The sequence below is a fragment of the Methanofollis sp. genome, assembly GCF_028702905.1.
GTDB lineage: Archaea > Halobacteriota > Methanomicrobia > Methanomicrobiales > Methanofollaceae > Methanofollis.
Genome location: NZ_JAQVNX010000148.1, coordinates 1 through 3887, shown reverse-complemented (window position 1 = coordinate 3887; position 3887 = coordinate 1). Strand labels below are relative to the sequence as shown.

2 protein-coding genes are annotated in these 3887 nt (G+C 63.4%); both read left to right on the top strand.

The genetic code is table 11. The features are described from left to right. The first annotated feature begins 422 nt into the window (after positions 1-422). On the top strand, positions 423-863 hold the full coding sequence (locus PHP59_RS11755) for a hypothetical protein (protein WP_300167221.1): 441 nt from the start codon (positions 423-425) through the stop codon (positions 861-863). A 50-nt stretch (positions 864-913) separates the two neighbouring features. Beyond that, positions 914-3643, top strand: coding sequence for a cation-transporting P-type ATPase (locus tag PHP59_RS11750; protein ID WP_300167219.1), 2730 nt, complete (start codon positions 914-916; stop codon positions 3641-3643). Positions 3644-3887 lie beyond the last annotated feature (244 nt).

Here is a 3887-nt window from a genome sequence, read left to right as displayed (position 1 = left end):
GTCGCACCCTTCACGGGTGCGTGGATTGAAACTGCACTTGCCTGCCGAAGAAATAGACGCAGATGGTCGCACCCTTCACGGGTGCGTGGATTGAAACATCAGCGGCCTGTTCGACGGTATCATCCAGATGGTCGCACCCTTCACGGGTGCGTGGATTGAAACGTCTCGTCGATCTTGTGGTCCCCGCACCAGTCGGTGTCGCACCCTTCACGGGTGCGTGGATTGAAACTTGCATCGGTTGATCTTGAAGCGTCGCAGAATGGTCGCACCCTTCACGGGTGCGTGGATTGAACCGCCAAAGTGGGTTGAAGTCCCGCAGGCGGGTAGTCACACCCTTCACAAATGTATGGTTCGAAAAAGGCCGGCCAGAGGCCACACACCCCGCAACCCTTATGCCCCCCCAACAGGCAACCTCGCCCCTCATGCAGCTCCGTGACTTCGCCCTCGAACGCTTTTTCGCACAGCACGAGTTCACCGCTCCCCACCTTCTCTGCACCTCGGACTGCGAGTCAGTGAGCGTCGCCGCCGTCGCCCTCAGGCACCGGGACGCCCTTGTGGAGAGGAACCTCGGGATCATACGCTCGAACCTCGCCCTCCTCGACAGGTTCTTCGCGGAGCACGCCGACGTCCTCGCCGGGGTCCGCCCGCGGGCCGGCGCGATCGCCTTCCCCCGCGTCCTGGCCGACGAGGGCGCGGAGGCGTTCTGCCTCGACGCCATCAGGACAGCCGGCGTCCTCCTCCTGCCGTCCACGAAATATGACGGCTACGACGATCACCACGTCAGGATCGGTTTCGCGCGGGCCGACATGGCGGTCTCCCTCGCCAGATTCGGGGAGTACCTCGCTTCCCGTCCCACTCCTTAAATAGGATCGGGGCGTGGACACAGCAGGGCAGCGCCCTGCCGGTGACGCCCATGACGATCCACTCCCTGCACCGCGACGAACTCCTTGCCCGACTGGAGACGGGTGAGGCGGGGCTGACGGCCGAGGAGGCACGGAGAAGGCTTGCCGCCGGAGGCCCCAACGAGATCCAGAAAAAAGAGCGGAAAAATTATCCCAGAGAGTATCTCCGGCAGTACGTCCAGTTTTTTGCGGTCCTCCTCGAGGTCGCCGCCGTCCTCTCCTTTCTCGCCGACGGCTATGCGCCGGGCGAGGGCTACGACATCCTCGGCTATGCGGTCCTCGGGGCGGTCGTCATCAACGCCACCTTCGCCTTCTGGCAGGAATACAAGGCCGATCGGACCATCGAGGCCCTGCTCAGGCTGATGCCCTCGATGGTGACGGTGCGGCGCGACAATGCCGCCGCAACGGTGGACGCGAGAGAGGTCGTGCCCGGCGACATCCTCCTCCTCGAAGAGGGCGACAGGATCGCCGCCGACGCCGTCCTCATTGAGGCGCACTCGCTGTACGTCGACATGGCGACTCTCACCGGCGAGTCGAGGCCGAAGAAGAGGGTGACCGAACCCTCCGAGGCGAAGGCCGTCCTTGAAGCAAAGAACGCCGTCTTTGCCGGGACCACGGTCCTCTCGGGCAACGGCAGCGCGGCCGTCTATGCTACCGGCCAGAAGACCGAGTTCGGCAGGATCGCCTCCCTGGCGAGAGAGGTGAAGAAGCGCCCGACCCCCATGCAACTGGAGATCGTCAGGATCACCAGGATCCTGACGGTCGCGGCCATCCTCGTCGGCGGCGTCTTCTTCGTCCTCGGATACCTCGCGGGTTTCGGCGTCCTCGTGGCGGCGATCTTCGCCCTCTCCCTCATCGTCGCCAATGTCCCGGAGGGGATGCTCCCGACCATCACCCTCTCCCTCTCCCTCGCAAGCCAGAACATGGCGAATCGGAACGCCCTGATCAAGAACCTCGACTCCGTCCAGACACTGGGGAGCACGACGGTGGTCTGCACAGACAAGACAGGCACCCTCACGAGAAACGAGATGACGGCGAAGGAGATCTTCCTCGCCGGCGGGGAGACCGTCACCATCACCGGCGAGGGCTACCTGGCAGGCGGCGAGTTCACGATCCGGGGGGAGAGGCCGGGGGTACGGGACCGCCTGGACTTTTTCCTCCGCGCCGGTCTCCTCAACTGCAGGGCGATGATCGAGGACGACACCTACTTCGGCGACCCGACAGAACTCGCCATCGTCGCCGCGGCGCGAAAAGCGGGCGTAGGGCCGGGCGACTACGAAAAGGTAGAGGAGATCCCCTTCTCCAGCGAGAGGAAGATGATGTCCACCATCACCGAGAAGGACGGCAGGAGTTTCATCTTCACCAAGGGCGCCCCGGAGGTGGTCCTCGGCCTTGTGTCCGCGTACGTCGACGGGGAGGGCCGGGTCGTGCCCTTTGACGAGGGAGAAAGAGAGAGAGTCCTCGCCCGCGCCGACGAGATGGAGAGGGCGGCGTACCGCCTCCTCGCCGTCGCCTACCGGGAGGGGGAGGAGGAACGCGACCTCGTCTTCCTCGGCCTCGTCGGCCTGATGGACCTCCCGCGGGCCGAGGTCTACGAGGCGATCAGGACATGCCGCGTCGCCGGCATCAGGGTGATGGTCCTCACCGGCGACAATCCCGTCACCGCCCGCGCCGTGGCAGAGGAGATCGGCCTCTCTATGGACCGGGTGATCACCGGCGACGACCTCGTCGCGATCCCCGAGGCAGACCTCAGGGATATCCTCCGCACCGAGGACGTCCTCTTCGCACGCCTCAAGTCGGACCAGAAACTCAGGATCGCAAGCGCCCTCCAGGAGAACGGGGAAGTGGTGGCGATGACCGGCGACGGGGTCAACGACGCCCCGGCCCTGAAAAAGGCCGACATCGGGATCTCGATGGGAAAGAAGGGGACAGAGGTCGCGAAGGAAGCGGCCGACATGATCCTCATCGACGACAACTTCTGCTCGATCGTCGCCGCCGTCGAGGAGGGGCGGACCGTCTACTTCAACATCAAGAAGTTCGTCACCTACATCCTCGCCTCGAATGTCCCGGAGATCGTGCCTTACATCCTCCAGTTCTTCTTCAAGATCCCCCTCCCCCTCTCGGTCATCCAGATCCTCTCCATCGACCTCGGTTCCGACATGCTCCCCGGCCTCGCCCTCGGGTCCGAGCGACCGGAGAGGGACATCATGAAGATGCCGCCTGTCGGGAAGAACGACCGCATCCTCGACCGCGAGGTCTTCAAACGCGGCTACTTCTTCCTCGGCATCATCGAGGCGACCGCGGCGATGACGGCCTTCCTCGGTTTCCTCTTTCTCTCCGGCTGGCAGTACGGCGACCTCTCGATCAGCGGCACAGAACTTCACAGGCAGGCGATGACCATGACCCTCCTCGGGGCGGTGACCTGCCAGCTCGCCAATGTCTGGACTCTCAGGTCCTGGGAGTTCTCGGCATTCGAGAGGGGCCTCTTCAAGAACCGCCTCCTCATCGTGGCGGTGGTCCTCGAACTGATCTGGATCTTCCTGCTCCTGAATGTCGGCGCCGTCCAGGTGATCTTCAACACGGCGTCCGTCCCGCCGCCCTATCTCCTCCTCCTCGTCCCCTTCCCCATCATACTCTTCGCCTCTCACGAGGTCTACAAGTACCGGATCAGGAAGAGGATGAACCTGCAGAGGTCGGACACCACGGAGCGGAAAACCGAGTTATGCGGGGAGAAAAAGTGATGGGGGCAGCAGGGGGGTCAGGGCGACGACCCGCGATCCCATCGAGTTTTTCCCGGACATTCTCCCGCATCCTCCTCTCGATCTTCGCGTCGTACTCGACCATCCGGCCCCCTTCAACTTCCTCCGCAAGGAGTCCCCGGTCTTTAGGCCGGGGAGGAATTGCGGTTCACACACATAACTCCAAATACTTTTGAGTGAAATAATTACATGTGCTCACCCCAAAGACGGTCATCCTCAGGCTGGA

What these genes read in the sequence shown, in the direction of transcription:
- PHP59_RS11755 (WP_300167221.1), top strand. Translation starts at nt 423, where the DNA reads ATGCAGCTCCGTGACTTCGCCCTCGAACGCTTTTTCGCACAGCACGAG.
- PHP59_RS11750 (WP_300167219.1), top strand. Translation starts at nt 914, where the DNA reads ATGACGATCCACTCCCTGCACCGCGACGAACTCCTTGCCCGACTGGAG.